Here is a 26,787-nt window from a genome sequence, read left to right as displayed (position 1 = left end):
TGGATGAATATGCGCGGTTTTGATTTCGAGCAGTTAAGAACGCTGGTGGCGGTCGTTGATGCGGGCAGTATTTCAGCGGCTGTCTCCACCCGGTTTCTCTCGCAGTCCTCGTTGAGCGAGCAATTACGAAAGCTTGAAGAGGCCGCCGGTGGGCAACTCCTCGTTCGCAGCAAAATGGGCGTGCAGACGACCGCTGTGGGCGAGCGCATGGTGGATCACGCGCGCAAAATCCTGGCGTTGGCCGATGCGGCATGGCGTGACATGCACGGCATTCCGCTGGAAGGCGAACTTAACCTCGGCATCTCGGATTACTTCAGACCGAGTCATCTCATGGGATTGCTGAACCGGATCGCCCAGCAGCATCCGGGCTTAAGGATTCGCACGCAGGTGGGCAAAAGCGATGAGGTCATGGCCGCCCACCGCAACGGTGCGCTTGACCTGGCGATCGTGATGCGGATTGTCGGGTCTGCACCCGGAACACCCGGCGACGTAAGGGTGCTTCGCACAGAGCGTTTGATTTGGGTCATGGCCAACGGACAAAAGATGGCCTGCGAGCAAAAGCCCATCGAACTCGCCTTGCTGCCCGAGACCTGTTCGCTGCATCGGCTGGTACGTCAGCAACTCGACACGCACCGTCGGCCGCATGTCATCGCCCATATCGCCTCAGGCGTCGCGGGCCTGCAGGCTGCTGTGGGAGCAGGGCTGGGCATTGGCTGCCTCAATGCATCGGCCTTGATCGAACCGGGCATGGTGGAAGTGCCCAAAGGCTTTTTGCCTGCGCTACCTGATGCTGAATTCGTGCTGCTGGAAACGAAGCAAAGCGACTCGAAGGCCAGCCTAAGATTGCAATCCATTGCCGAGGTTATAGCTGCGACGTTGGCGGTGTAACCCGGATGACGTCGCGCGAGTGCGCCAGCCCGCATTCCGCGCATGGATCTGATGGCGACGTCCATCAGATCCATGCTCTGGCTATCAAGAAAGGCGGTAGCGGGACGCGGGCTTGCCAGTTTGTGTCGCGGCGAAGAGTGCACCGCGAGCGCTGTCGTATTCACGCCATAAGTTCTCGTCGTCGACAGAGGGGAAGGTAATGTTTTCGCCGTGATCCAGACCTGCGAGCGCGGCGTCCACGCAGTTTTCAGTACTCATGATGGTGTCTTGACTCAGTGCTGACAGCGGAATACCCGACACGCTTTCAGACCAGATCTCGGTTGCGGTTGAGGCGGGCAGCACGACTTGCAGTTTCACGTTTGAGTGGGTTTTTGCCAACTCGTCCTGTATCCCTCGGCTGAACGCCAGCACGTAGGATTTTGTCCCGCTATAAACCGAACTGATCTCCCACGAATGCACCGCCAGCACCGACGCGATGTTGATGATGGTGCCGTGGTTGCGTGCAACGAAGGCGGGCAAAACCGCGTGGGTCAAACGCGTCAACGAGACGATATTCAACGCGATTTGCGACAGAGACACATCGACGGATGTGTCCGCCAACGCGCTTAGCCGGGCGACGCCCGCGTTGTTCACGAGCATCTGCACGCTGTCGTCACGGGTGAGCACCTCTTCCACTCTGGCTACATCTGCTTCTTTTTCCAGATCGGCAACCAGAGTGCGCACGTTGATACCGTGCTTCTCTGCCAAGTCATTGGCGAGTGCATTCAGGCGGTCTTCCCGACGAGCCACGAGAACCAGATCGAATCCGCGCGCCGCGAGGCGGTCAGCGTAGACGGCTCCAATGCCCGATGAAGCGCCAGTGACGACGGCGGTCTTTTTTGACGAATCCATAGTGAACTCCAAGGTTGAGTACTCAAGCAACAAGTTGAGGGCTCAAGCATCTGCTCGAAAGGCAGGGGTTGTCAATGGTGTTGTGCTCAACCATTATTCAGACATGACGAAAATTTCTAGCAAGCTACCTGCGATTTCCCGGTCCTCCAGAATCGCGACGGGCGAAGAAAATCTTTATCAATCGCTTGTCTGTACGAACACAGCGCTGCGGCTTGCTGCTCGGCGTCTGGGAAATTTGTATGACGAGGCTTTAGCGCCTCTAGGCCTGAAATCCACCCAAGTCTCTCTGTTGACCGAGATCGTGAGGATGGAGGCAGATAACGATGGGCAAGCTCCGACATTGCAGGATCTGGCAGTCAAACTCGCCATTCAGATCTCTGCACTCACGCACGCTTTGAAGCCCCTGATCAGGGACGGTTGGGTGGTGCTAAAGGTTGACGAACATGACAAGCGGACCAAGCGTGCTCTTCTGACGCCGGACGGCGTTGAACTGTGGCAGCGCGCACTGGTTTATTGGGCCACGGCCAACGAACGCGTCGAAGCGGTCATGGGCAGCGATTCGGCTGCCGCGTTACGAGCGGCGGCAGACTTCGTGGCATCCGACGAGTTTCTTGTTGCCTACCGCGAAGATGATCAATCGTAGCTATTCCGGCAGGCATTCATGAGGAGCGAATTTCACAGCCCTCGCTGCGCTTGCCCTGCGGCACGCCGAGAGCATCGACGACTTCGTCGATGAAGCGTCTGACCTTTGCTGAGGGACGACGGTCGGCGGGGTAGATCAGATTGACGGGGTAGGTAGGTCCTTCGAAGTCCTCGAAAAGTACAACCAGCTCTCCACGTTGCACATAGGGCATGAGCACGTCTTCTACACAGAGCGTGATGCCGAAATCCGACAATGCTGCATTGACCTTGGCCAGGGTGTTATTGACCTTCAGTCGGCTGGTAATGGGGATTGTGAACGCCTGCATGTTTTTGGTGAAGCGCCAGACTTTGTCCGTCATTCGATCGGAAAATAGATAGCCCAGACAGTCATGGTCCACGAGTTGCTCGGGGTGGAGCGGGGTCCCTTTGCGCGATAGATAAGCAGGCGATGCGCAGGCGAACATCCTGAAAGGTCTCAAACAGCGCTGCACTAACGCAGCGCTGTCGGCTAATTGCGGTTTACCCAGCCGGAAAACGACTTCGTATCCTTCTTCCACGATATTCACGAACCTGTCTGTCAGTTCAAGTTCGATTTCCGTTTCGGGATAGCGCGTCAGGTATTGGGTGAGGAACGGGATCAACCGATGTGAGCCGTAATTGTACGGTGCGCTGATTCTGATCTTCCCACGCGGCGTGGAGTTTGCCGCCAGTGCCAGCGCTTCAGCATCTTCAACGTCCTTCAGGATTGCCTTGCAGCGCGAATAATATTCTTCACCCAAGGCGGTCAAGCTTTGACGGCGAGTGGTCCGGGTGATGAGTTTGAGACCTAGTTGTGATTCCAGGTTTCCTACCTGTTTGGCAATCAGCTGCGGAGTGACGCCTAGCAGTGCTGCTGCTGCGGAGAAAGAGCTTGCCTCTGCTGCTGCGACGAAGGCGGCCATGCTTTTCAGCTTATCCATATCTACAACCTTTGGTTGTCAATGTTGTTCTATGTCGGGCATTTATCTTGAAAATCTTCCTGCTTAACATCGCTCGGGTCAATCAATGCAAGCGCCTTGCGCTTCACAGAGCGGAGATATGGAAATGGTGAACATATCGCATGAAACGACTGAGGATGCGGAGCGTCGGCTATTACGCGTCATGACCCAGGCGCGCGTCCGATTCTTTACCGGCACGTATGCGTTTTTGGAGTTTCCTTTGTCATCTTTCCCGGGAGCCGTACATCCCGACGCACTGGCACTCGTTCGAGATGACAAGGTGTGGAGTCAGTTGGTCCCCTGCGAAGCCTCCGAGCAGGAGCTTTTTGGCGTCTTCCGTTTCCATTTTCCTCACGGTATCGACAACAGCGGGTTCGTGGGCTGGTTGGCCAGTCGACTGAAACAGCGCTTTGGGACTGGCGTTTTCGTGACTTGCGGCCAGCACCAGGATGAGGGGGGAATCTTTGATTATTGGGGCGTTCCGGCGAGTCTGGCTTCGGATGTCTTTACAGAGATCCAGGCATTGGTTGACGGCTGCATGGCCGAGTAGATGCAGGAGAGCAATACGGTAACCGTATTCGCTTGCCCATGTGGCTGCTGGCCGATATCCGTCGGTTTTCAAGAATCGCCTTTAGAGCAGGATGCTTGCGCCACCTAGCGGAATTCGCGAAGCGGTCTACGTGCTACGAAACCCGCTACGCGGAATAGGTCCAGATATGGAGCCGTTTCAGGCCCAGTAAGAGCCCTGATGCTGCCAACGCTTGAGCCGGAAGTGCGGCCAGCAAGTTTGTCATCTGCCTCGCGCTGAGCATCAGATAGTGAGGCAATGCACTGTCCATACGATGGTTCACAATCCAGCGAGGTGACTCATGAATGATGAAGCGGGACGGTATGTCCATATACGATCTAGGAGAATTAGCGAGGAAGAGTATCACTGGCGTCCTGAGCCAAATCGGGTTTTGACCGAGACACATTTTTCACCCCTCATCTCGATTCCTTGCGCGCTGCAATGCCGGATGAGCATGTGAGTGCCGCGTTATCCGAAGTGCGCACACCCAGCACTTCGCTACGACACGGCATCCTGTTCCGCAAAAATCCGCGCCATCTCTACCGCATTCTCAGTCCCCCATATACACAGCGGAATGATCGCCTGCGCCAGACTCCGGCCGAGCGGCGTCAAGGTGTAATCCACACGTGGAGGCACCTCCTGATAGTCCGTTCGCGCCAGCACGCGATCGGCTTCCAGGTCTTTTAGCGACTGGATCAGCACTTTGTCGCTCACGCCCGGTATCAGCCGTTTCAACTCGCCATAGCGCTTCGCGCCGTCCCTCAGGAAAAAAAGGACCAACGGTTTCCATTTGCCGGAGATGACGCGCAGCGTGGCGTTGAGCCCACATCCGGTGTCGCAGATTTCAGGTGATGTCGTCATTTTTTAGGTACTTACCAAAATGTGCATACTTGTCGTTAGGTTATCAGCGCCGCATCCTGATTTCCAAGCGAGCCGTTCCTCGGCTTGAGCAGAAACTCATTGAAGGATGCACGACATGACCCGATTGAATGGCAAAACCGCAGTGATCACTGGTGGCGCAACCGGCATTGGCCGCGCCGCTGCAAAACGCTTTATCGAGGAGGGCGCTTTCGTGTTCATCTTCGGTCGTCGGCAAGACGCGCTCGACGCGGCGGTGGCCGAGCTTCGCCCAAACGCCCGCGCGGTGAAAGGCTCGGTGTCTGATCCTGCCGACCTTGACCGGCTTTACGCCGCCGTTAAAGCCGAGCGCGGCACCCTCGACATCGTCTTCGCCAATGCGGGTGCAGGCAGCCCGCTGCCCCTTGGCAGTATCACCGCCGAGCACATTGACGACACCTTCGACACCAATGTGAAAGGGACGATTTTCACGGTCCAGCAAGCGCTGCCGCTGATGGGCGAAGGCGGTTCGATTATCCTGACCGGGTCGAGCGCGGGCACCACCGGCGCCCCGGCCATGAGCGCCTACAGCGCCAGCAAAGCGGCCGTGCGCAACCTTGCGCGGTCCTGGGCCGAAGATCTTAAAGGCACCGGCATCCGGGTCAATGTCTTGTCACCCGGTGCGACGGCCACTGAACTCGCCAAGGCTGCGCTGGGGGAGGAAGGCCTGAAGGTCTACGCGTCGATGACCCCGCTCCAGCGCATGGCTGATCCCGCAGAGATCGGAGCGGCCGCAGCGTTTCTTGCCTCGTCGGACAGCAGTTTCATGACTGCCAGCGAAGTGGGCGTCGACGGCGGCCTCGCCCAACTCTGATCCACTGCGCCCGACGGGATTTCTCATCCGATCGTCGAAGCCGTCGGGCCTTGGAGAATTGGGATATCGCGCTGTTCACGCCATGGCAGCCACAACTGCCCTCATCCCAGCTCGCTCGCCAGGTGTTGCGCTACCCAGTCCGAAAACGCCCGCGTTTTGTTAGGGGTGCCTGAGGTGGCTGGCGTGATCACATAGACGGCCCCCCGGTCATCCAGTTGCCAGTCCGGAATGACCTCCACGAGGCTGCCTTCCCTGAGGTGGGCATCGACGTACCAGCGTGTCGAGTGCAGAACACCCAGTCCCTCCAGTGCAGCTTCTATCAGCAGTTCAGGTTCCTCGGAAGCAAGAAGGCCGCGAACGGATACGACTTCGCGACGCTGTCCTGGCTGAGTGAACGCCCAACGGTAGGGATTGCTGTTGCGGGTGTTGCACAGGCAGGGAATACCGGCGAGGTCTTGAGGCGCCTGAAGGTGGGGATGTTTCATCAGAAATGCCGGTGATGCGCAAATGACCCGGCGACGCTCTGCCACCTTGCGTGCAACCAGTCGAGAGTCGGCTAATACGCCCAGGCGGATGGCCAGGTCGTAGTGCTCGCCGATCAGGTCAACGAAGCGGTTGCTCGTATCGGCTTCGATCGTGACCAATGGATGTGCATGCAGGAACCCCACGATCAGCGGCGTCATCCAGCGCCTGGCAAAACTGCCAGGCAACGAGATCCGCAGATGCCCGCGTACTTGGCCGTCGACCTGCTCTGCCGCTTCCCGGCCCGCAGACTGGAGCCCGTCGAGCAATGGCCTGATCCGCGCAAGATAGCGTTGACCGGCTTCAGTGAGCGCCACTTTGCGGGTGCTGCGGTCGGCGAGACGCACGCCCAGGCGGGCTTCCATCGCACTCAACCTGCGGGACACCGCAGTGGCATCCCGACCTATTTGTCGACCCGCCGCTGAAAACGATCCGGTGTCGGCCAAGGCAACAAACGCCGAAAGCTCATTCAAATCGGAGAAAAAGGATTCCTGCATTTTTCACATCTATGAACGGTAGGATCTTCGTATTCTGTCTCAAAACGCAGCATTTCATAATGGCCTCCTGTCATTTCTGGAGAGCCTTATGAAAGCCATACAGTTAACTGCCCCGTCACTTGATGCGTTCTTGCCCGTCGAACTGGCTGACCCTGCTCAACCGGGGCGCGGAAGGGTGCTGGTCCGCATCAAAGCTGCGAGCTTGAATTTCGCCGACATCGCGGTCGTTCATGGTCAGTACCCCGGTGCGGTGTATCCCAATATTCCCTTGGCTGATGGCGCCGGTGAGGTGGTGGCGGTAGGCGAGGATGTCTGGCAGGTCAGGGCCGGGGATCGTGTGGTCATCCACATCAAGCCTCGCTGGATTGCAGGCCGCGCCTCGGCTGAACTGGCCGGTCCGATGAGGGGCGCCACCGTCCGTGGCTCGCTGGTGGAGGTTGCGGAGCTGGATGCCGCAACCGTGGTGAAAATTCCGGATCACTTGAGTTGGGAGGATGCGGCTTCGCTGCCCATTGCCGCCATGACAGCCTGGCGCGCGCTCGACACCGCCCACATAGGTCCGGGTTCGACGGTGGCCTTGCTGGGCACCGGGGGCGTGTCCATCTTTGCCCTGCAACTGGCCAAGGCTCGTGGCGCCCGGGTCATCATCACTTCGTCGTCCAACGAGAAGCTGGAACGCGCCCGAATGCTCAAGGCTGATGAAACATTCAATTATCGAGACAGCCCGGACTGGGACCGTTTTGTCTTGGATCGAACGGGAGGGCAGGGCGTGGATCTGGTGATCGACCCGGTGGGAGGCCAAGGCTTCGAGCGGTCGTTAGCCGCTGTTCGCCATGGGGGGACTGTGGCGGCCATTGGTTTTCTGGACGGCGCTGCGCAGCCCGCCAACCTGATGCCTGTGATTTTCAAGGAAATTCGCGTGCAGGGCAGTAATGGCGGCTCTGTCGCCGACCTGGCGTCGGCGATTGGGGCTATCTCTGCCCACCGCATCAGGCCTGTGGTCGATCAAATCTTCGAACTGGACCAGTTGAAGGCGGCCTATGAGCGGATGGGGGCGGGTGCACACTTTGGCAAAATCGCCGTTCGCACCGGCTGGTAGACGGGGTGGACAATTCGGCGGATGCCATACACACCCACCGACCGGCTTACCTTTCAGCGTGCCCACACCTGCAATCCTTGGCTGGACGACAGCCTGAGAAAATGAGGGAGGACTGCCACGAGATACCGGCCTGATCCCTTTCCGGAGAAAGGCCAGCCGTCACTCAGAACACTGACCACCCGATCCGCGCACTCAGCAACTCCAGCGCCGCCATGCCGGCGAGGGAGTTGCCCGCGGCGTTGAGTTCCGGCGACCACACGCAGACCGTAAATTGCCCCGGCACGATGGCCACAATCCCACCACCCACGCCACTCTTGCCGGGCAGTCCCACGCGGTAGGCGAAATTTCCGGCTTCGTCATACAGCCCGCTCGTGGCCATGATCGAGTTCACTTGTTGAGTCTGGCGCCGGGTCAAAATCCGCTCGCCGCTGTGCTTGCAAAACCCGTCGTTGGCCAGGAAGCAGAACGCTCGGGCCAGATCGAGGCAATTCATTCGCAGCGCGCAGTAGCTGAAATAACTGCGCAGCACGGCCTCGACTTCGTTGTGGAAGTTGCCGAATGACTGCATCAGGTACGCCATCGCTGCGTTGCGTGCGCGGAACTGGTATTCGGAGTCGGCCACACGGGCATCCATCAGCACGTGAGGATTGCCCGACAACCGTCGTACGAAATCGCGCATCGACAACGTCGGCGCGGCGAAGCGCGACTGGTTGATATCGCAAATCACCAACGCTCCCGCATTGATGAACGGATTGCGCGGGCGCCCGCGCTCGAACTCCAGCTGGACCAGCGAATTGAACGGCTGACCCGAGGGCTCATGACCCAGCCGCTCCCAAATGGCTTCACCCGAGTGGCCGATGGCCTGAACCAGGCTGAACACCTTGGAAATGCTCTGCACCGAAAACGGCACCAGCGCGTCGCCCGCACAGTGATAGCTGCCATCGTTGCCATACACGGCAATGCCCAACTGCTGCGCTGGCACATCGGCCAGCGCGGGAATGTAGTCAGCCACTTTGCCCTTGCCGATCAAGGGACGCACTTCGTCGAGAATCTCGTTCAACAGCGTTTGCATGGAAAGCCCTGTTATCAGTCCCCGACGACAGCACGGGGTCGAATTCTTGACGAAGGGTGAGGGGGAGAGATCACACATTGAGTGTGAAAGGGTGGGACATTGACTCGGGCTCAGGGCTTCGGACGCTTGAGAAAGTCCGGTCAATCTGCGCTCTGAACACTGGCAACAGGGCGCTGGGAGGTTGGTTGTTCACGCGTCCCGCTGAGACCGATGCTGTGGTCGGCGTACGGAGTAGCCTACTCAGTCAACCTGAGCGTTATGCGCCTTTCATCGCCGTAATCAATCGTATGGGAAGTGGGCCACGATGAAGTCTATGAATGCACGCATTTTGGGAGGTTGCGGCCTTGCGGATGAGAACAGCAGCGCCATGTCTCTGCTAGGCGCCGCGTAGTCATCAAGTAGCGATACCAGGGTTCCGCGCTGCAGATGTTCTCGCAACACTGCCTTGGGCTGAAGAATGATCCCGCGCCCTGCAATCGCTGCCGCCGTCAGGACGCGCCCGTCATTCACCTGGAAACGGCCGTGCACTTTGATAGCGTGCTCGATGCCATTCTTGCTGAATACCCAATTCGCATAGGGTAAGCCTGAGGCATTCACGAAGCTCAGACAGTCATGCTGATGCAAATCGTCAGGTGTCAACGGGGCGCCTTTGCGCGCGACATACGAAGGGGCCGCGCACAGGGCTTGCGCATGCCGTGTTATTTGCCGAACGGTGAGGGCGCTATCGGCGATGGGGCCGAGCCGAAGTACGGCGTCAAAGTTTTCCTTCACGAGATCGACAAAGCGATCGGTCAATGCCAATTCGATCTCGACTTCCGGGTGACGCTCCATGAAGTGCATCAGCGCGGGAGCGAGCTCGCACGCACCGAAGCCGACGGGGGCGCTGACACGTAATCGCCCTCGCGGTGAGGCATTCAATTCTTCAGCGACTGCCTCCGCAGCCTTGACCTCCGCCAGCACGAGCACGCATCGATCGTAGAAGCGCTGACCAACATCAGTGAGATGCTGGCGACGCGTGGAACGTCGAATCAGTGGCGCTCCGAGGCGAGTCTCAAGCGCTCGTATGTGCTTACCCACCATTTGCGATGAGAGCCCGAGTGTGACGGCGGCGGCGCTGAATGTGCCAACTTCACAGACCTTCACGAACACCGCCATGCTGGTTAGACGGTCGCTCATTCGAAACTCCTGGTTTCAGGTATTAGTGTTTTTGACATCTTAATCAAACCAACGGTGTGACGTAGCGTGTATCCGACAGACCCAGTCAGCGGAGGTATCTATGTCACGTCAACTCAAAATCGGGATCATCGGCGTCAACATGAAAGGGGGATGGGCCCACGAGGCGCATGTTCCAGCCATTAATGCGATTGACGGCATGCGATTGGTCGCCGTGGCCACGACACACCAGCAAACCGCCGACGAGGCTGCACGTGCCTTGGCAGTTTCCAAGGGCTATGCGAATGGCTTGGCGCTGATCAATGATCCCGACGTCGACATCGTCACGGTTGCCACACGCGTCCCCGACCACCGCGACCTTTTGCTGGCGGCGATTGCAGCTGGCAAGCATGTCTACAGTGAGTGGCCTCTGGGCCTCAGCGTGTGTGAAGCCCGCGAGATCGCTGACGCTGCTCGCATGGCTGGTGTCAAACATGCGATTGGCCTGCAACTGCGCGGCAGCCGGGCAGTACAAAAAGCGCAGCATTGGCTGGCGAAGGGCGCGATTGGACGCGTGTTGAGCTTGAGGGCATTCTCATCCACCGCAGGCTTCGGACCGGACGTGCCGCCGCAATTTGCCTATCTGGAAGACCCTTCAAATTTCGCCAACATGGTGACCATTCAAGGCGCCCATACCCTTGATCTGGTACTGGCGCTGGGTGGGTCGCTGGCGTCCATGTCTGCACTGACCTCCCGCCAATATCCGTTCATTCAACTGGGCGAACCGCCTCAGCGGGTTGAGCGTCGTACATTCGATCATCTGCTGGTGCAAGGTCGATTGGCTTCTGGGGTGCCTTTTTCTGTTGAAGTGTCGGGAGGGCGCCAACAGGCCACGCCTTTCTATCTTGAGATCGTCGGGGAGTGCGGCACGCTGCGCCTTGATGGCGGGGCACCTCGGGGTCTGCAAGCTGGGCGTATCAGCTTGTCGCGCGATGGCAGGCGCGAGTCCATGGAAGAGGGACAGTTGGCAGCGCTCTCGGACAGTGCCGTCAACGTGGCGGGTCTGTACAGCGCGTTGCGGGATGACATTCTGGATGGGACATCCGAAGTTGTCGGCTTCGATCACGCGGTGCAACTCACCCGGTTGGTGGAAGATGTGCTGGCAAAACCGGCTTTGCCGTGAGGAGCCTTGGGATGGCACCAACCGTTGAAAGGCAAGTAGCCCCAGGGCCGTTCCCTGCAGCGAGGACGTCCTTGTCATGAACAGTCTTCGCGAACAGACCGGTATTGATGGTCGGCGTTGTTGCCCACAGCCCCACGTGGGTCGCACCTGACGCGTTATTGTGGGCAACGATTCTCGTCCCATCATTCAACCCTTTCTGATCGTCAGCGCTGCGCCACCGCGATCAATGCGGTGGAGGGAATGAGCAGGACAGGATCAACGCCCGCCATTTCCCTGACGTGCGCAATCACTGCGGCCTTCTCTGTATCGGTCAGGCTCGTCCAGTCGGGCGACATTCCAAACAGTGTGTCGGGGTTGTCGAGCGACTTCACGTCCAGCTGATAGGGATGGGTCACGCTTTCGATGACAGGGTCCCGAAACCCGGCGGCGATCAATTCGCGGGCGAAATCCAGTGGATCGCTCAGCGCTTTTACGGCCTCGGGCATCGCCATGCCTTGGCGATCCGGGAAAAGTGTTCGCCTGACATTTCCCAACAACAGAAACGTCGCAGCCCCTCTTTCTTGCCACGTGGCGACGATGCCATATCCGCCGATGGCGGTGACGCGTTGCATTTCGGCCAGGCCTTTGCGCCAGTCGGGGAACATGATTACACCAAAGATCGAGAACGTCGCGTCGAAGCTGGCATCGGGCAAATCGAGGGACTGACCGTCCATGACTCGGCCCTCTACATTGGCCAGCCCGGCGCTTTTCACACACGCCACCATGGCGGGGGAAAAGTCCGTGGCCAGTACCTGTGCGCCGGTTCGTGCGGCTGCCAAGGCGAGTGCTCCGGTGCCCGTGGCGACATCCAGCACGCGGCTCTCAGGCGTCAGCGAAATCCGTGCGAGCGCCGCTTCTGCGAAATGCGCAGTGAAGGGGTGCGCCGTTTTCTGATAATGCTTTGCAGCAACGTCCCAGTGATCGGGATTCTCAAATTCACGCATCGCGCGGTCCTCGAAATTCATGTAACTTTACAAGTATCATGAGTCGAGGCTTTCTGCCAAGTATCGGAAACGAAGGAGCACACGATGCGCAACGACAGCCGCTTTTCGCGAATGCTACATATCCTGGTGCACATGGCGCGGCACAACGGGCCCGTCACGTCAGACCGGATTGCCGAGATGCTTGGAACGAACCCGGTGGTGGTTCGCAGAACAATGTCTGGCCTGCGTGACGCGGGTTACGTTCATTCGGAGAAGGGGCATGGTGGGGGCTGGGTGATCACCTGTGATCTTGAGCAGGTCACGCTGTTGGACATTTATAACGCGGTGGGAGAGCCCTCGCTGTTCGCCATCGGCAATGAGCGTTCCAACCCCGATTGCATGATCGAACAGGTGGTCAACCTTGCGGTTGATGAAGCATTGCGGGAAGCGGAGTCGGTGCTGGTGGAACGGTTTCGCAGCGTTAGCCTGGGTGAACTCAATCGTTTGTTCGATGCGCGTCGTGCTGCTGAGATTGAGTAGCCTGTTCCGTCATCGCCTGATCTGTTCGACACGCGCTGCCGCCTATCGAGACTGATTCGCTTTCGAATGACGGACGCAGGGGGCAGCTCACAGCCAGTCCCCCCATGCCCCGATGATGTGCGCCAACGCATCGCCAGATTCATCGTTGGGCATGGGGCGTTTTCAGTTTTGGCGGTCAACACCTCTCCGGCACTGGGCCTCCCTTCAAATACGCCCAGCTGTCACACCACCATCAACAGGCAGCACTGTCCCGGTGATCCATGACGCCTGCTCGGACGCCATGAACAGGATCGCCTCGGCAACGTCCGCCGGTTGACCATTGCGGCCCAGCGGGTGGAAGGCGTTGAAGGTCGGCAGTACGGCCTTGACCTGATCGTCGTCCATGAACGTGTTGTAGACCGGCGTTTCCACCACGGCGGGGGCCACGGTGTTTATGCGGATGTTGAAGGCCGCCAGCTCGATCGCGAGGTTACGCGTCAGGGCGTGCACGCCTGCGTTAGCTGCCGAGTAGGCCGCTGACGGTGTGGCGCCAATGGCTTGCAATGCCCACAGCGAGCCGGTCTGGACGATGACGCCACCGCCGCGTTGTTGCATGGCCTTTGCGGCCGCCTGAGCCATGAAGAATTTGCCTTTGAGGATGATGTCGACGAAGCCGTCATACTCGTGCTCATCCAGCTCCAGAAACGGTTTCGGATTAAACACACCAGCGTTGTTGATCAGGATGTCCACGCCGCCGAACTCTGAGGTGGCCAGCGCCACGAGGGCCTTGGCAGTGGCAGGGTTGGCGATGTCGGCGGCGAGCGTGCGGACGCGCTGGCCGGTAGGGTCGATCTGGGTGGCGGCCTTTTCCAGCTTGGCAGCGTCACGCCCGGTGATGACCACGCTTGCACCTTCGGCGACCAGCCGCTGTGCGACTTCTTTACCGATGCCCGAACCACCGCCGGTGACGATGGCAATCTTGGAAGTAAATCTTTTCATGATGAGCGTTCCTGATGGTGAGGGAGTGAAGGCCGCGTCAGTGATCGGACGGGTTATCGTCCGTCGGTCACTAGGGATCGCGGCGTCCTGGCTGCTATTCTTTGCCTCGGCCGCAGGCCTCACAAATCAGAATTCGTTTTCGATCATTAAAGAAAATCTTTAACTCATGAGTACACCCATCTACCTCAACGCCCTGAGAGCGTTGGAAGCCGCTGCCCGGCATCAGAGCTTTTCTGCGGCGGCAGCGGAACTGCACGTCACGTCGGCGGCCGTGGGCCAACAGGTGCGTTCTCTGGAGTCGTGGCTCGGTGTGTCGCTCTTCAACCGAGCGTCCAGCGGCAGTGCGCGGCTGGTCCCGACCGATGTCGCCCGCGAAGCGTTACCGGACATTCGTGAAGGATTCGAGCGTTTGCGGATGGGGTTGGCGCGCTTGCAGGAAGGCTCGCTCAACACCGGATTGACGGTGACCGTCAGCCCGGCGTTCGCGGCCAAATGGCTGTTGCCGCGCATCGAGGATTTTCAACGGGCGCATCCGCAGACCGATGTCCTGCTGGACACAAATCTCAGGCCCGTGGATTTCATCGCCGAAGGCACGGACATCGGCGTGCGCTACGGCACGGGTCATTGGCCGGGGCTGACAGCGATCAAGTTGATGGATGAAGAAATGTATCCGGTCTGTGCGCCCACGTATCCGCTGCTCAAACGAGGTCGGTTATCGGCGAAAATGCTGGCCGATGCCACGTTGATCCATGACCTGTCGATGGCAGGTGATCCCACTTATCCAACGTGGCGGACCTGGCTCGACGCTGCGGGCTACCCGAACGTGAATGCCGAGCACGGCCTGCGCATCAACAACTCGGCAGCAGTACTTCAAGCGGCCATCGACGGCCAAGGGTTGGCGCTCGGGCGCAGTGTGATGTTGCGCGATGACCTGACGGCTGGACGCCTGGTCCGTCCCTTCGGCGAAACCCGTCGCCCGTTGGCGTTTGCCTACTACATCGTGCATCGCCCCGAAGTGGCGGAACTGGCAAAAATCAAGGCGTTTCGCGACTGGCTGCTGGCTCAGGCGTCAGGTGCGGGCAATCCGGGTGTCGGTGTCGCTGACTGCTTCTGACGCGCAAGCTCCACGCCGATCGCCTCACGAATCTCCGTCAACACGTACAGCGATGCGCCCAACACCGTCAACGCCAGAACGCCTGAAACAATGAGGCTGCGCAAGGCTGTTTTCGAGCGGGCAGGTTCGTTGAGGGATCTCGCCAGCGTGAACCCGATCAGCATGCCACCGGCCAATCCACCGAGGTGCGCGCCGTTGTCGATGCCATGATGAGTGAAGCCGGAGAACAGGTTGTAGCCGATCAGCACCAGGATCGAGGTACGTTGTTGCACGGCAATCGAGGTGGGTAGTTCGCGGCGATATTTGAGCAGAAACACCAATAGCGCGCCGAACACCCCAAAGATTGCGCCTGACGCGCCAGCGCTGTTGTTGATGGGGTGCCACAAGACGCTAACCAGAGTTCCCGTCAGCCCGGCGAACAGATAAAGCGCCAGAAAGCGTGGGCTGCCGTACAGACGCTCAGCCAATCGACCCATCAGGTACAGCGACACCATGTTGAACGCGAAGTGAAACAGGCCGAAGTGGACGAAAACCGACGAGAGCAGGCGCCACCATTCGCCGGACAGCGTCTGAGGACCATAATTGGTGCCCCACCCCACCGTCAGGGCGACATTTTCCGCCATCACGCCCACGCCGCCGGCACACATCGCCAGGTACACCAGCAGGTTGATCGCGATCAATGCGTAAGTGACCCAAGTGATCGGAGTCAGTGTTTTGATTCGCTCGGCGTGTTGGTCCAGTGCGGCCTGTTCCTCGGCTCGGGCAGGCGTCATCCGGGTCGGCAATTGCTCGAAGATCGTGCGCGCCAAACCACGCTTGGCGGGAATGACGATCACCTGCTGAATGCCTTCCGGGGTGTGTACATCGAAGAACACTTCAACGCCTGTGATCCTGGCATCAAAGATCTGGCTGCGGGCGAAGGTCCATTTCGTCTCGACCGGACGCCGGAACAGCCTGCGTTTCGATTTGCTCAGTTCAACCGCATCAAAGGTGAAGTCGAGTCGACCATTGGTTTGTGTCGATAACCGGGTGACACCGCGCTTTCCGCGCTTGGGCTGGACCGCAAACCGGACCTTGGTGGTGCTTGTGGAGAAACTGTATCCATTGTATGCAGCGTTTGCGGCCTGATCGAGAGGGGCCGTGATCGGCTCTGTTCGTTCCATCGAGAGTGTCCTTGAGTTCACGGGATGGAAGAAGCGTTCCGGTAACGGACGTTTGTCGTTACGGGTGCCTAAGGCTCCTTCCTGGGCGTATCAATGGATCGACCGGCCACACAATTTCTTGATGGTGCCGTGGTGGCCTTTCTCTCGACAAAGGAAGGCTTCATGCTTTGGATTCGCTTGTGAGCTAAGCTCCCAGACGGATTGTCCGGACCCCCGCCATGACAGGCGAAGGTCCTCCCGAAACGTCCGTCGCTGGAAAGCGGCGGCACGTGAGTTGCAAGTGCGATGGGGGCACATTTTTCGAGAGCGTCATACGGCAGCGGCACACCGCGTGCCTTCGGGTTTTCCCTCTAGAGGTTCAGGATGATAGGGCGTCGTATCTGCGGGTTCATGTCTGTCACAGCCGCCTTGCTGCTGATTCCCAGTGTGGCGTTCAGCGAGGACGCCTGTGATCACCTGACCGCCACCGGCAATGCCGAATACCCGCCTTACCTGTGGCGCGATCCAGCGAACCCTCATCGACTCATTGGCGCCAACGCCGACCTGATCCAGCATTTGGGCACGCAACTGGGCATGCGCATCGACGTCCTGTACGGAGGCCCCTGGTCACGGGCGCAGGAAGAGGTGAGGTCGGGCCGCATTGACATGTTGGCCGGGTATTTCCTCACCACCGAACGGGCGCGGACGTTGAATTTCGTCGACCCTCCGTTTCTGTATACGTCCAGCATGATTTGGGTCCGGCGCAACGACGGGTTCCCCTACCGCGAATGGGCGGATCTGATCGGGCGCAACGGTGGAACCCTGGTCAACAACAGCTACGGACAGGCGTTCGACGATTACGCGAAGGCCCACCTGTCCCTTGAAGCAGTGCCGACGGCGAATCAGGCGTTCCAGAAGCTCATCCTCAAACGCAACGACTTCGTGATTTTCGAACAGTTTCCCGGCTGGGCCTTGGCAAAAAAACTGGGGGTCAAGGATGCCGTAGAGGCCCTTGAGCCGCCGATCAGCCGGGAAGGGCTGTACTTGGCGCTGTCACCCAACTCCCAGTGCCTGCCCCAACCCTTACGAAACAGGATCAAGGAGGAAATGCAGAAAATGGTCGCCAGTTCCCTCCCGCAAGACCTCGTCACATCGAATCTGGAACTGTGGAATGCGCAGCAACGTGAAAGCGTGAAGCCGTGAGCGATGGCCTCGACCGGGAGGGTCGAGGCGATCGGTTGTCGGGCGTGTCTCACGCGCTCCAGGCGAAGGGTTCGAGGAACTCGTCCAGCGCCAGTTGAGCGACGCTGGCGGTGTAGTTGGTCATCGTCGAGGCGGCTACCACCAGAATGACTTCGAGCAACAGCGATGCATTGAAGCCTGCCGACATGAAGGTCGTTTTCGCTGCGTCATCGAGATGCCCACGGTTTTCGATCAGCGCCCGCGCGAGGCGCGAGAGTGCGGCGTGTCGGGCGTCCTGTGGCAACCGGCGCTGACGAATGGCTTGCACATCGGTCTCCGACAAACCTTCCTTGAGCGCCAGACACGAATGAAACGCCACCGCCCATGCGGACGCGTTGGTCACGGCATTGGTCAGGAGCAGCACCTGGATTTCCGCTTCGGTGAAACTGCCCCCGTGCACCTGCCCGAAGACGCCTACCAATCCATTGATCAATTGGCTGGAGCCGGCCATGGCGCCTGCAATGTTGGGCACCCGGCCAAAGGCCTGAGCCAGGCCGTTCAAAGCGGGGCGGGAAAGTTCGGGTGCTGTGTCGAGGGTGTAAACGGGAAAGTGCGTCATGAGCGTGTCCTGTGAGGTCGAGCCAGTGGTTTGGAAAACAACATGGCCAGCTTAGGGACGGGGCTCAGGGCCAACAATTACCTGTCAGGTCATGACATCGCGTCTTCATTGGTCATGGTTTTCATGAGCTGCAGATGCAGGGCTTCAGTGGCGTCGTCGGCCGGAAACAGGCACTCGATGCGCAGCTCCTGAGAGGCCACTGTCAACGGGGTTCCAACCGTGCTCACCATCGAAAAGTAGTTGAGCACCGCGCCTCCATGAATGAACCCCAGTGGCACCACGGGCAAGCCGGATTCGCTTCCCGAGAAGCCTTGGGATAGCCACTCGGCACGTACGTCGGGATAGCCGAACAGAGCGTCCAGCAACTGCCGGGTCTGAGGGTCGATCACTTGACCCAGCGACTCGCGGCGGACCCGCTGAATCAGGCTGCGCGCCACATTGTCCCAATCCGCAATGTGCGGCCGCAGGCCCTTCGGGTCGAAGATCAAGTGCAGCATGTTGCGTGGTCCGGTGCGCGCCTGCATGTCGATGAAGCGGTTGAAAAAGTGCAGCGTCGAAGGGCTGACCTGCAACACGTTCCAGTAGCGGTCCATGATCAGCGCCGGGAAAGGTTCGTGTTGCAGCAGCACGCGACTCGCCGCCGCGCTGACCCGCGCCATCTCCTGAGCACTCCAGCCCGCTTCCGAATACATCGGCGCGTAACCTGACGACAGCAACAGCAGATTGCGTTCACGCAAAGGCACTTCAAGGGATTGCGCCAGGTCCAGCAGCGTCTGCCGACCGGGCACGCTGCGCCCGCTTTCGATGAAGCTGATCTGCCGTTGCGAAATACCGGCGTCCAGCGACAGGTCCAACTGGCTCACGCCGCGCACCCCCCGCCAATAGCGCAACAGACTGCCCAATTCTTTCGACACGTTTTGAGCGAGGCGGGTGGCGGGCATGGCGTGACCTGTGGCGCAGGTGATGGGGGTAGGACTGTAGCGAAGCGGGGCGGGTGGCCACAATGACATGAGGTGTAATTGTCCGAGCCCAATCTCCCGCGATTCAGCTCGCTGACTTCGAAACGTATTGACATATCGATAAATCTCGATATTCTCGCGGCATGGAACTGATCGAAATATTCAAAGCCCTCTCGAACACGACGCGTCTTCAAATCCTGAAAGGTTTGAAGGACCCCGAGAAGAACTTCCCTCCGCAGGATGAAGGGGACGTTCACACGGTGGGCGTTTGTGTCAGCAGCATTCAAGAGGGTATCGGGCTCTCGCAATCGACCGTGTCCGGTTATCTCGCCACGCTGCAACGGGTGGGCCTGGTCGAAGTCCGGCGCATCGGTCAGTGGACGTATTACAAACGGAATGAAGCAACCATCAGCGCGCTGGCCGAGATCATAGGGAAAGACTTGTAGGTTTTTTTTACCCCAATATATCGAGATATCTCGATATCCCTTTTTATAGATATGAGGAATTACAATGAAAGCGATGGTCCTTAACGCCTTTGGCGGACCCGATTCATTCCAACTCTGCGACGTGCCCACGCCTGTGCCGAACGCGGGACAGCTCCTGGTTCGGGTACACGCGACGTCCATTAATCCGCTGGATTATCAGGTCCGCCGTGGCGACTACGCCGACCTAGTGCCACGGCCCGCCATCACCGGACACGATGTCTCGGGCGTCGTCGAAGCTGTCGGGCCGGGTGTGACCGCCTTCGCGCCAGGAGACGAGGTCTGGTACACCCCACAAATCTTCGACGGGCCGGGGAGCTACGCCGAATACCACGTCGCTGCCGAAAGCATCATCGGCAAGAAACCTGCCTCGCTCAGTCACCTCGAAGCGGCCAGTCTGAGCCTGGTGGGCGGCACGGCGTGGGAAGCGCTGGTCGTGCGTGCCGCGCTCAGAGTGGGAGAAAGCATCCTGATCCATGGCGGTGCGGGAGGCGTCGGTCATGTGGCAATCCAACTGGCCAAAGCCGTGGGGGCGAAGGTGTTCACGACCGTGCGCGAGACCAACGCTGAGTTCGCCCGCAGTGTCGGCGCCGATGTGGTCATCGACTACGAACGGGAAGATTACGTCGACGCCATCCTACGCGAAACGGAAGGTCGCGGCGTGGATGTCGTGTTCGACACCATCGGCGGCAACACTTTGTCGCGCAGCCCCGATGTGCTGGCGCAGCTCGGCCGCGTGGTCTCGATTGTGGACATCTCTCAACCCCAAAACGTCATTCAGGCCTGGGGCAAAAACGCCAGTTATCACTTCGTGTTCACACGACAGAATCGCGGCAAGCTCGATGAACTGAGCGCGTTGGTCGAGCGGGGGCAATTGCGGCCGCATGTCGGTGCCGTCTATTCGCTCGCCGACATTTCCCTCGCCCATGCCCGGCTGGAGATGCCCAACAACGGCGTTCTCGGAAAAATCGCGATCGCCGTCGAGCCATCGCTTATCCCGTAACCCGCTTGTAAACGTTCACGTCATTGTCGAGGCCCATCATGATTTACGAGATCGCGTTGCTACCTGTTCATAAAGAGCGCACGGAGCTGTTCAAACGTGCATTTGCCGAGGTCACGCCCTTGCTCACCCGCGCACAGGGTTATGAAGGTCACCTGCTCGCGCCAGGCATCGAAACCCCCGAACGATTCAACCTGATCGTGCGTTGGCGATCACTTCAGGACCACACACCGGGTTTCGAGGAAAGTGAAGATCACCGGCTGTTCATGCAGGGGCTGGAGGCGTATTTCTCGGAAGAGCCGACGGTCTACCACATCGAGGGCACCGCTTTTTTTGAAGGCGAACAGGCTGGTTCGAACGGAGCCGTCCGCGTAGCCAACTAGGGCGATCCGGGTGTCTGAGGCAGCAAGGGGCGAGTGAGTGACGTCCCTTGCTGTCTGCTGTTCTGATCAGCTTTTCCCCGCGTCCATTCATCCCTCAAGCGCATATTCAGTGAATCCATTCAGCCCTTTCACGGTCATCTGTCTGGCAAGCGTTATTTTGGACCCGCTCCAAACCCATTGAGAACACGAGTAGTCGAAGGCTGCACATCGCTTCCATTCTGCTGATTGCGGCGCCGATGCTCCGGTTCTCTCACGCTCACGACAGGAAATCGTTATGACCATTCTCGTAACAGGCGCAGGCACCGGATTTGGCTATGAAGTGGCCCTGAGGCTGGCTGCCGAAGGGCTGTCCGTCATCGCCGGTGTGGAAATCGTGGCGCAGGTGCATGCGCTGGAACAGGAGGCCAAGCGCAGAGGCGTGCAGCTTCGAATTGAAAAACTGGACGTCACCCATGAAGGGGATCGCCGCAACGCCGCCGAGTGGGACGTCGATGTACTGCTGAACAATGCGGGTATTTCGGAAGGCGGCGCCACGGTGGACATCCCGGCGGAAAACCTGCGCCGTCAGTATGAAGTCAACGTCATCGGCCCCTTGATCCTCACGCAGATGATCGTAAAAAAAATGGTGGCCAAGAAGCGCGGCAAGATCGTGTTCATGTCCTCGGTCGCAGGACTGACCACCGATCCGTTCGCTGGCGCCTATGCCTCTTCCAAACACGCGGTCGAAGCGATTGCCGAGGCCATGAGCCAAGAGCTGAAAGAGTTCGGAATCGAGGTCGCGACGGTCAATCCCGGTCCGTTCCTGACGGGCTTCAATGACCGGATGTTTGAGACTTGGAAAAACTGGCAGGATGACCCTTCGCAGCGCCTCTTCGATTACAGCAAGCTCGCGTTCCCCCACGAGCAATACGACCCCGAGCCAGTGTATGCAACCACGATCGGTGTGATCACCGGTGAGATCGTCAGCTACCGGAACGTGGAACCCAAGGAAATCATTGATCAGCAGCGTAAGCAGCTCGATTCTGCATGGACACGCAAGAGCACCGACGGGCTGGGACAACGTTCCGAGCTGGTTCAAAAGGCGTTCGATATCAAGCCGGGTATGCCGATCTGAATGTGGCTGACAGATGCGTCAAGGATGAAAAAGCCTGCCCGGCTGGGGTAGGCTAGCGCAGCTTGTATTGACGCCTGTTCGTCCGACACCCTGTCCGACGAACCTGGCCGCCGCGCGTTATCGCCTCTAAGCCAGACCTCTATGACCCTCGACTCGACCGCAAAACTGACCCACGACTCGCCCGTACCGCTCTACACGCAGCTGAAGGAATACCTTCGCTCGCGCATATTGGACGGCACTTTTCAGCCGGGCAGTCGCATGGGATCGGAAAGCGAACTGGGTGCCACGTTTGGCGTCAGTCGCATCACGGTGCGGCAGGCGTTGGGCGATCTGCAGATGGAAGGGTTGATCTTCAAAATCCACGGCAAGGGCACCTTCGTCTCCAAGCCCAAGGCGTTTCAGAACGTCACGTCCCTCAAAGGGCTGGCCGAGGCGCTGGCAGATTCGGGCTACGAAGTCGTGAACCAGTTGTGCGGCTTCGACTACGTGCCCGCCGACGCGACAGTGGCCCAGCGACTGCAGTTGAGCGAAGGCGACACGGTGCTGGAGATTCAACGGGTGCGATTGGTCAATCGTGAGCCCGTCTCGCTGGAAATCACTTACCTGCCAGAGACGGTCGGGCGCCGACTGGCATCGGCCGACCTTGCGACTCGGGACATCTTCCTCATTCTGGAAAACGACCTCGACATCTCCCTCGGCCATGCGGACCTGGCCATCGACGCCATTGAAGCCACTGCGCACATGGCCGCTGCGCTGGGTCTCAAGACTAAAGCGCCGATCATGCGCATCGAACGGCTGACCCATACCGCTGAAGGACAGCCGCTGGATTTCGAATACCTTTATTACCGGGGTGACGCTTTCCAGTATCGGTTGCGGATCGATCGGTAACCGTCGCCTGTCGACGATCATCAGATAACGTACGAAACAGACGCCTGCCCCGTTTCTCCCAGCTATGCTAGCCAAGCAGTGATTTGGCCAGCACACGTTGGGTGACAGGGAGGTGGTGAGCAGATGCAGGACGAGGCGCTGGAAATCCTGGTGGTCGACGACCAGGAGGAAAATCTGGAAGAAATGCAGGAGCTGCTTGAAGAGCTCGACAGAACCGTTCGGTGCGTCGATTCCGGGGCCAAGGCGCTGGCTTGCATGGCGTCCGGCAAGATCGGCCTGGTGCTGATGGACGTGCAAATGCCGGGGATGAGTGGCTTCGAAGTCGCCCGCCGAATGCGTGAAGACCCCAACACCCGCTTCACCCCCATCATTTTCATCTCCGGGATGCGCCAGACCGACGAGGTGCTCGATCAGGGCTATTCGGCCGGTGCGGTCGATTTCATGACCAAACCGGTGCAGCCGACGATGCTGATCCACAAGGCGCGGGTGCTGCTGGAGCACGACCGTTACCGTCGAGGATTGCTGCAAACCAGTCGGCAACTGGAGCGGGAGCGGGCGTTCAATGCCTCGATTCTCGACAACACTGCCGAGGGCATCATGGTGGTGGGCAGCGACGGCCTCATCCAGTTCGCCAATCCGGCGATCACCCACATGCTGGGGTGTCAGGATGACGAACTGCGAGGCACGCCCTTGCTCGACTGGATCGAGACACCCCACGACGAAGACTGGCAGACCTCGGTGTGGCTCGACCATTTCCAGCGCGGCGAAAGGCTTCGGCTGCACGACGCGAATTTGCGCAATCGCGAAGGGCAAAGCATCCCGGTCGCGCTGTCCTGTTCGCCCCTGTCTCAAGGGCAGGACGCAATGACCCTGCTGGCGCTGGACATGTCGGCAGTGCGCGAGCTTCACCACCAACTCGAAGTCATGACCATCACCGATGCACTCACGGGATTGCTCAATCGCCGTGGGTTCGTGCAAGCGTTGCAGGCTGCCATTTCCCGCAATCAACGGACCGGCAAGATGAGCGCGTTGCTGTACCTGGACCTCGATGGCTTCAAACAGATCAACGATCAATTTGGCCACGGCCGGGGGGATGACGCGCTGCGTTGGGTCAGCCAGCAACTGCAAGGCTGCCTGCGCCCCTACGACCGACTGGCGAGGATCGGCGGTGACGAGTTCACGGTCATCATCGAAGGTGTGAATGGCCCCGAGGACGCGGCGGCGGTGGCCGAAAAACTCATTACCCAAGTGTCTGCCGACCAGACCCGTTTCCGCCTGGGGGCCAGCATCGGCATCGCCTGCCTGCCGGAAAGCGGAAGCACCATTGAAGACCTGATGCGCGCGGCGGACTCGGCGATGTACGACGCGAAGCGGCGCGGCAAGGGGCAATTCCGATTCGCCCCCGACGCGTAGAGAGCGTCAGCCCGACCGTTCCAGATACGCGCAAAACATGTCGGACATGGCCGTCGCGTAATCCTCGATGTCCACCTCGGTTCTCGGCGTTTGCGAAAACGCCTTGCCCACTTTGCTCATCGTGGCGGTGATCAGTTCCCCGACGCGTTGTCGATGGGCGTCATCCGCGTCTGGCAACACCTCTTGCATGAATCGGACAATCGCCTGCTCACCTTTTTGCCGGGTCTCGCGGGCTTCCGGGGCGTGACGATAGAGCGGGGCGGCGTCATCGAGGGCCACACGCATGTCGGCCTCTTCGCATTCCGAGCGGAGGAATGCGTGGACAAGGTTTCGCAATCGCTGCAAAGGCGGCGTGGCGCTGTCCTCCAGCAGGCGGCTGAGCATGTCGGTGGTTTGCTTCCACTCGTCACTTTGCAGGCGGAACAGAATCGCGGCCTTGTTCGGAAAGTACTGATAAAGCGATCCGATGCTCACCCCGGCCTTCTCAGCCACCCGGGCGGTGGTGAAGCGGGTCGCGCCTTCTTTGGCCAAAACCTGAACAGCGGCCTGAAGAATGATTGATACCGACGCTTCAGAGCGGGCCTGTTTGGGCTGTTTGCGCAGGGAAATCGCGGGTTTGCGGGAATCGGTCACGGCGGCTCCGGAATGCGATTATCAAATGTGAGTGATTGCTCGCATTCTATTCCGGCGATGTGATTTGCGCATCGTTCACACCGGAGAATCCCATGAATACATTGACCACTCGCCCTGTTGCCCCGCTCTTGGAACGTCTGTTCGCGGCGGCTGACGAGCAATCCCCGATGAACAGCTCGGAATTGTCCACGTTGTCCCAGGAAGATCTTTCGCGCCTGATGCGCAGCAAGACCGATTATCTGGAGTTCTATGGCCGTCTCAAGGATTTCCCACTGGCCGTGTCCCGCGAAACCGGCGCCTTGCTGTACATGCTGGCGCGCAGTTGCAAAGCCCGCACGGTGGTCGAATTCGGCACCTCGTTTGGCATTTCGACCCTGCACCTGGCGGCGGCCCTGCGTGATAACGGCGGCGGTCTGTTGATCACCAGCGAGTTTGAATCGTCCAAGGTCGCCCAGGCGCGGGACAATCTGGTTGCAGGCGGTTTGCTCGATCTGGTGGAAATCCGCGAAGGCGACGCCCTGAAAACGTTGGGCCAGGACCTGCCGGACTCCATCGACCTGGTGCTGCTCGACGGCGCCAAGGCGCTCTACCCGGAAATCCTGAGCCTGGTGGAAAGCCGCCTGCGTCCCGGCGCGCTGATCATCGCTGACAACGCCGATTACGCCCCGGATTACCTGGCACGGGTGCGCTCGGTGGAGCAGGGTTATCTGTCGATCCCGTTCGCCGATGAGGTCGAGCTGTCGATGCGCCTGGGCTGAGGCGCGGCCGTCGGTAAGTGAACGCTCAACAGGTTACGTGATACATTCGCCGCCGCTTTGCGCCACCTCCTGCCGGGGCCTTCCAGACGAGGGTGTCGAGCCTGAGAAAGTGCGCGGCGAGATCTCACCGATGCATGCGCCACGACGCGTGCACAGGGCTGGAAACTTCATGACCGTGAGGGTTTTCCGCTCCCTTTGTTGCCTGTTGTTCAGGTGTAAACTCGACGTTCGCGCTTACGCGCATTCAGGTCCTGCGAACATGACACAGATTTCCGAACGCCTTCTGGTGCAGGCGCATCTAGACGCCAAACAGCCCAAACCCCTGACCCCGGAAGAGGGAGCCGAGTATCGACGCCTGATCGCCGCCGAGCTCAAGGCCCAGGACGCGGTACTGGTCGCCCACTATTACTGCGACCCGGTGATTCAGGCGCTGGCCGAAGAGACGGGCGGTTGTGTGTCCGACTCGCTGGAAATGGCCCGCTTTGGCAAGAACCATCCAGCCAAGACTGTGCTGGTGGCCGGCGTGCGCTTCATGGGCGAAACCGCGAAAATCCTGACCCCTGAAAAACGCATTCTGATGCCGACCCTCGAAGCGACCTGCTCGCTGGACCTGGGCTGTGGCGTCGATGAATTCACGGCGTTCTGCGACAAGCACCCCGAGCGCACGGTCGTGGTCTATGCCAACACCTCGGCGGCGGTCAAAGCCCGTGCAGACTGGGTCGTGACCTCAAGCTGCGCGCTGGAAATCGTCGAAAGCCTGATGGACAACGGCGAGACGATCGTCTGGGGACCGGACAAACACTTGGGGCGCTACATCCAGCGTGAAACCGGTGCTGACATGCTGCTGTGGGACGGTGCGTGCATCGTCCATGAAGAATTCAAATCGCGTCAGCTGGAAGACATGAAGGCGCTGTACCCGGACGCGGCCATTCTGGTGCACCCGGAATCGCCGGAATCGGTGATCGACCTGGCCGACGCGGTGGGCTCCACCAGCCAATTGATCAAGGCTGCACAGACCCTGCCGAACAAGACCTTCATCGTGGCCACTGACCGCGGCATTTTCTACAAGATGCAGCAGCTGTGCCCGGACAAAATCTTCATCGAAGCCCCCACCGCCGGAAACGGCGCGGCCTGCCGCAGCTGCGCGCACTGCCCGTGGATGGCCATGAACACCCTGGCGCGCACCCTGCAATGCCTGCGTGAGGGCACTAACGAAATCTTCGTCGACCCGGCGATCATCCCCCAGGCCGTCCGGCCGTTGCAGCGGATGCTGGATTTCACCCAGGCGGCGCGGCTCAAACTCTCGGGCAACGCGTAAGAAGCAGCTACGAGCTACAAGCTACAAGTTGCAAGAGAAAGCAGCGCAACGTTCGAGTTCCTCGCCGGAAGCAAGACCGCAGCGAATCTGCTTTTTCTTG

Annotated in this window: 29 protein-coding genes; 17 read left to right on the top strand and 12 right to left on the bottom strand. The window is 59.4% G+C overall.

Features of this window, described 5'->3' with window-relative positions; all coding sequences use genetic code 11:
• Positions 1 to 9: 9 nt before the first annotated feature.
• Positions 10 to 888, top strand: coding sequence for a LysR family transcriptional regulator (locus ACWKWE_RS07945; RefSeq protein WP_483850211.1), 879 nt, complete (start codon positions 10 to 12; stop codon positions 886 to 888).
• Between the two features lie 84 nt (positions 889 to 972).
• On the opposite strand, the gene ACWKWE_RS07940 is transcribed toward ACWKWE_RS07945, so the two are convergent.
• Positions 973 to 1,779 carry an SDR family NAD(P)-dependent oxidoreductase gene (locus tag ACWKWE_RS07940; protein WP_483850210.1) on the bottom strand — a complete coding sequence of 269 codons (807 nt, stop codon included), beginning with the start codon at positions 1,777 to 1,779 and terminating at the stop codon, positions 973 to 975.
• 1 nt (position 1,780) lies between these two features.
• Here ACWKWE_RS07940 and ACWKWE_RS07935 point away from each other — a divergent pair, with 1 nt between their 5' ends.
• Positions 1,781 to 2,422: a MarR family winged helix-turn-helix transcriptional regulator gene (locus ACWKWE_RS07935; RefSeq protein ID WP_483850209.1), complete on the top strand. Its 642-nt coding sequence runs from the start codon at positions 1,781 to 1,783 to the stop codon at positions 2,420 to 2,422.
• Between the two features lie 16 nt (positions 2,423 to 2,438).
• Here the strand turns inward: ACWKWE_RS07935 and ACWKWE_RS07930 are convergent, their stop codons facing one another.
• Complete coding sequence (locus ACWKWE_RS07930; protein WP_483850208.1) at positions 2,439 to 3,380, bottom strand: LysR substrate-binding domain-containing protein; 942 nt, start codon at positions 3,378 to 3,380, stop codon at positions 2,439 to 2,441.
• Between the two features lie 118 nt (positions 3,381 to 3,498).
• Here ACWKWE_RS07930 and ACWKWE_RS07925 point away from each other — a divergent pair, with 118 nt between their 5' ends.
• Entirely contained in the window at positions 3,499 to 3,948 is a 450-nt protein-coding gene (locus tag ACWKWE_RS07925; protein ID WP_256665250.1) for a DUF6196 family protein, read from the top strand.
• A gap of 516 nt (positions 3,949 to 4,464) precedes the next feature.
• Here the strand turns inward: ACWKWE_RS07925 and ACWKWE_RS07920 are convergent.
• Positions 4,465 to 4,827 (bottom strand): winged helix-turn-helix transcriptional regulator, encoded by a 363-nt coding sequence (locus ACWKWE_RS07920; RefSeq protein ID WP_483850207.1) that lies wholly within the window; start codon positions 4,825 to 4,827, stop codon positions 4,465 to 4,467.
• A 115-nt stretch (positions 4,828 to 4,942) separates the two neighbouring features.
• Between ACWKWE_RS07920 and ACWKWE_RS07915 the strand changes: the two genes are divergently transcribed.
• Positions 4,943 to 5,677: an SDR family NAD(P)-dependent oxidoreductase gene (locus ACWKWE_RS07915; protein ID WP_483850206.1), complete on the top strand. Its 735-nt coding sequence runs from the start codon at positions 4,943 to 4,945 to the stop codon at positions 5,675 to 5,677.
• 101 nt (positions 5,678 to 5,778) lie between these two features.
• On the opposite strand, the gene ACWKWE_RS07910 is transcribed toward ACWKWE_RS07915, so the two are convergent.
• On the bottom strand, positions 5,779 to 6,696 hold the full coding sequence (locus ACWKWE_RS07910; RefSeq protein WP_483850205.1) for a LysR family transcriptional regulator: 918 nt from the start codon (positions 6,694 to 6,696) through the stop codon (positions 5,779 to 5,781).
• Positions 6,697 to 6,784: 88 nt separating this feature from the next.
• Here ACWKWE_RS07910 and ACWKWE_RS07905 point away from each other — a divergent pair, with 88 nt between their 5' ends.
• Entirely contained in the window at positions 6,785 to 7,795 is a 1,011-nt protein-coding gene (locus ACWKWE_RS07905; protein WP_483850204.1) for a zinc-dependent alcohol dehydrogenase family protein, read from the top strand.
• Positions 7,796 to 7,958: 163 nt separating this feature from the next.
• Here the strand turns inward: ACWKWE_RS07905 and glsB are convergent, their stop codons facing one another.
• Both glsB and ACWKWE_RS07895 read right to left on the bottom strand, forming a co-directional pair.
• Complete coding sequence (gene glsB, locus ACWKWE_RS07900) at positions 7,959 to 8,867, bottom strand: glutaminase B (protein WP_483850203.1); 909 nt, start codon at positions 8,865 to 8,867, stop codon at positions 7,959 to 7,961.
• A gap of 279 nt (positions 8,868 to 9,146) precedes the next feature.
• Entirely contained in the window at positions 9,147 to 10,043 is an 897-nt protein-coding gene (locus tag ACWKWE_RS07895; RefSeq protein ID WP_483850202.1) for a LysR family transcriptional regulator, read from the bottom strand.
• 100 nt (positions 10,044 to 10,143) lie between these two features.
• Between ACWKWE_RS07895 and ACWKWE_RS07890 the strand changes: the two genes are divergently transcribed.
• Entirely contained in the window at positions 10,144 to 11,202 is a 1,059-nt protein-coding gene (locus tag ACWKWE_RS07890) for a Gfo/Idh/MocA family protein (RefSeq protein WP_483850201.1), read from the top strand.
• 203 nt (positions 11,203 to 11,405) lie between these two features.
• Here the strand turns inward: ACWKWE_RS07890 and ACWKWE_RS07885 are convergent, their stop codons facing one another.
• Positions 11,406 to 12,185 (bottom strand): class I SAM-dependent methyltransferase, encoded by a 780-nt coding sequence (locus tag ACWKWE_RS07885; protein WP_483850200.1) that lies wholly within the window; start codon positions 12,183 to 12,185, stop codon positions 11,406 to 11,408.
• A gap of 84 nt (positions 12,186 to 12,269) precedes the next feature.
• Between ACWKWE_RS07885 and ACWKWE_RS07880 the strand changes: the two genes are divergently transcribed.
• Positions 12,270 to 12,704, top strand: coding sequence for an Rrf2 family transcriptional regulator (locus ACWKWE_RS07880; protein WP_483850199.1), 435 nt, complete (start codon positions 12,270 to 12,272; stop codon positions 12,702 to 12,704).
• A gap of 204 nt (positions 12,705 to 12,908) precedes the next feature.
• Here the strand turns inward: ACWKWE_RS07880 and ACWKWE_RS07875 are convergent, their stop codons facing one another.
• Positions 12,909 to 13,682, bottom strand: coding sequence for an SDR family NAD(P)-dependent oxidoreductase (locus tag ACWKWE_RS07875; protein ID WP_483850198.1), 774 nt, complete (start codon positions 13,680 to 13,682; stop codon positions 12,909 to 12,911).
• 166 nt (positions 13,683 to 13,848) lie between these two features.
• Between ACWKWE_RS07875 and gcvA the strand changes: the two genes are divergently transcribed.
• Complete coding sequence (gene gcvA, locus ACWKWE_RS07870) at positions 13,849 to 14,796, top strand: transcriptional regulator GcvA (protein ID WP_483850197.1); 948 nt, start codon at positions 13,849 to 13,851, stop codon at positions 14,794 to 14,796.
• On the opposite strand, the gene ACWKWE_RS07865 is transcribed toward gcvA, so the two are convergent.
• Positions 14,745 to 15,959 (bottom strand): rhomboid family intramembrane serine protease, encoded by a 1,215-nt coding sequence (locus tag ACWKWE_RS07865; protein ID WP_483850196.1) that lies wholly within the window; start codon positions 15,957 to 15,959, stop codon positions 14,745 to 14,747. The genes gcvA and ACWKWE_RS07865 overlap by 52 nt on opposite strands.
• Positions 15,960 to 16,349: 390 nt before the next feature.
• Here ACWKWE_RS07865 and ACWKWE_RS07860 point away from each other — a divergent pair, with 390 nt between their 5' ends.
• Positions 16,350 to 17,141: a substrate-binding periplasmic protein gene (locus tag ACWKWE_RS07860; RefSeq protein WP_483850195.1), complete on the top strand. Its 792-nt coding sequence runs from the start codon at positions 16,350 to 16,352 to the stop codon at positions 17,139 to 17,141.
• 49 nt (positions 17,142 to 17,190) lie between these two features.
• Here the strand turns inward: ACWKWE_RS07860 and ACWKWE_RS07855 are convergent, their stop codons facing one another.
• Positions 17,191 to 17,739 carry a carboxymuconolactone decarboxylase family protein gene (locus ACWKWE_RS07855; RefSeq protein ID WP_483850194.1) on the bottom strand — a complete coding sequence of 183 codons (549 nt, stop codon included), beginning with the start codon at positions 17,737 to 17,739 and terminating at the stop codon, positions 17,191 to 17,193.
• Between the two features lie 89 nt (positions 17,740 to 17,828).
• Positions 17,829 to 18,680 carry a helix-turn-helix domain-containing protein gene (locus ACWKWE_RS07850; protein ID WP_483850193.1) on the bottom strand — a complete coding sequence of 284 codons (852 nt, stop codon included), beginning with the start codon at positions 18,678 to 18,680 and terminating at the stop codon, positions 17,829 to 17,831.
• A gap of 161 nt (positions 18,681 to 18,841) precedes the next feature.
• On the opposite strand from ACWKWE_RS07850, the gene ACWKWE_RS07845 reads away from it, so the two are divergent.
• The 6 genes from ACWKWE_RS07845 to ACWKWE_RS07820 all read left to right on the top strand — a co-directional run bounded on the left by ACWKWE_RS07845 (position 18,842) and on the right by ACWKWE_RS07820 (position 23,978).
• Positions 18,842 to 19,144: an ArsR/SmtB family transcription factor gene (locus ACWKWE_RS07845; protein WP_166596341.1), complete on the top strand. Its 303-nt coding sequence runs from the start codon at positions 18,842 to 18,844 to the stop codon at positions 19,142 to 19,144.
• A 64-nt stretch (positions 19,145 to 19,208) separates the two neighbouring features.
• On the top strand, positions 19,209 to 20,183 hold the full coding sequence (locus tag ACWKWE_RS07840; RefSeq protein WP_483850192.1) for a zinc-dependent alcohol dehydrogenase family protein: 975 nt from the start codon (positions 19,209 to 19,211) through the stop codon (positions 20,181 to 20,183).
• A 38-nt stretch (positions 20,184 to 20,221) separates the two neighbouring features.
• The gene (locus tag ACWKWE_RS07835) at positions 20,222 to 20,563 is read left to right on the top strand and encodes an antibiotic biosynthesis monooxygenase family protein (RefSeq protein ID WP_166596343.1); all 342 of its coding nucleotides are present in this window, start codon (positions 20,222 to 20,224) and stop codon (positions 20,561 to 20,563) included.
• 274 nt (positions 20,564 to 20,837) lie between these two features.
• The gene (locus tag ACWKWE_RS07830) at positions 20,838 to 21,677 is read left to right on the top strand and encodes an SDR family oxidoreductase (protein ID WP_483850191.1); all 840 of its coding nucleotides are present in this window, start codon (positions 20,838 to 20,840) and stop codon (positions 21,675 to 21,677) included.
• Positions 21,678 to 21,818: 141 nt separating this feature from the next.
• Entirely contained in the window at positions 21,819 to 22,565 is a 747-nt protein-coding gene (locus ACWKWE_RS07825) for a GntR family transcriptional regulator (RefSeq protein ID WP_483850190.1), read from the top strand.
• Positions 22,566 to 22,688: 123 nt separating this feature from the next.
• Positions 22,689 to 23,978, top strand: a complete 1,290-nt coding sequence (locus tag ACWKWE_RS07820; protein WP_483850189.1) for a two-component system response regulator — start codon at positions 22,689 to 22,691, stop codon at positions 23,976 to 23,978.
• A gap of 6 nt (positions 23,979 to 23,984) precedes the next feature.
• Here the strand turns inward: ACWKWE_RS07820 and ACWKWE_RS07815 are convergent, their stop codons facing one another.
• Positions 23,985 to 24,611: a TetR/AcrR family transcriptional regulator gene (locus tag ACWKWE_RS07815; protein ID WP_483850188.1), complete on the bottom strand. Its 627-nt coding sequence runs from the start codon at positions 24,609 to 24,611 to the stop codon at positions 23,985 to 23,987.
• A 92-nt stretch (positions 24,612 to 24,703) separates the two neighbouring features.
• Here ACWKWE_RS07815 and ACWKWE_RS07810 point away from each other — a divergent pair, with 92 nt between their 5' ends.
• Positions 24,704 to 25,369 (top strand): O-methyltransferase, encoded by a 666-nt coding sequence (locus ACWKWE_RS07810; protein ID WP_166596347.1) that lies wholly within the window; start codon positions 24,704 to 24,706, stop codon positions 25,367 to 25,369.
• A 259-nt stretch (positions 25,370 to 25,628) separates the two neighbouring features.
• Positions 25,629 to 26,687 carry a quinolinate synthase NadA gene (gene nadA / locus ACWKWE_RS07805; RefSeq protein WP_483850187.1) on the top strand — a complete coding sequence of 353 codons (1,059 nt, stop codon included), beginning with the start codon at positions 25,629 to 25,631 and terminating at the stop codon, positions 26,685 to 26,687.
• Positions 26,688 to 26,787 lie beyond the last annotated feature (100 nt).

The organism is Pseudomonas salicis (assembly GCF_057128705.1).
The sequence above is the reverse complement of the archived record's forward strand: the minus strand, read 5'-3'. Positions and strand labels throughout refer to the sequence as shown.